At 62.3% G+C, this 785-nt stretch carries 1 protein-coding gene; it reads right to left on the bottom strand.

The genetic code is table 11. The annotated features are described in order from the left end of the window. Positions 1 to 785 (bottom strand): PAS-domain containing protein (locus EN994_RS33750; RefSeq protein WP_127308273.1); only part of this gene is annotated, 785 nt, incomplete at both ends.

The following is a 785-nucleotide window of genomic DNA, read 5'->3' as shown; positions in this document are numbered from 1 at the left end:
GCCGATCTCGGCGCGCCGGGCGTCGATCTGCCAGAAATCATAGAAAGCACGGTTGATGATCTCGGCGCGCATATCGGCGTCGAGCACGAGGACACCGATCGGCATCTGGTCGACCATTGTGCGGAGACTGGCGAAGGTCTCGGCATTCCTGGCATTGGCGTTTTTGATCTCCGCATCGCGCTGCTTGATCTCGGTGACCTCATAGTAGGTCAGCAGCCGCTTGCCCCCGGACAACGCCGTCACCGAAAACATCATCGTCCTGCCGTTGGCATGGACAAATTCGCGCGGCGCGACGGATCCGGCGCGAATCTCGTCGAGGCGAGTAGCGAGGTAGCGCTGCCATTGCTGTTCGTCGATGTCGCCATAGATGCCGCTGCGGCGGTTGAGCTCCATCAACAGGCTGAACGGAGCGCCGACGGCAACAGCGCCGTCCGGAATCCTCGAGAGGTCGCGATAGGCCTTGTTGACGATCAGCGTGTCGAGCCTGGCATCGAGAAGCACGACGCCCATATGCATGGCGTCCATCGTCCGCTCGAGGTCGGCCAGATGCTGGTCGGGCTCGCCGTCACCCGATGGTTCCCGCCCCAGACTTTTGAAGGCGCCGGCCAGAGCCGTGACGTTGCGGCCGATGCCGCGATAGCCGGCAAATCTTCCTTCGTCGTCGAACTTTGGAAAGCCTGATGTCAAAACCCAGCGACAGTCGGCGCTGCCAGCCTTGAGCTCATAGACGAAGTCGCGAAAAGGCCGGTGCGCCTGCAGATCCTCCAGATGCGCCGCGCCACTGC

This window comes from Mesorhizobium sp. M7A.F.Ca.CA.002.09.1.1 (genome assembly GCF_003998555.1).
Classification (GTDB): domain Bacteria; phylum Pseudomonadota; class Alphaproteobacteria; order Rhizobiales; family Rhizobiaceae; genus Mesorhizobium; species Mesorhizobium ciceri.
Note: the sequence above shows the minus strand (reverse complement) of the source record. Positions and strands in the feature narration are given on the sequence as shown.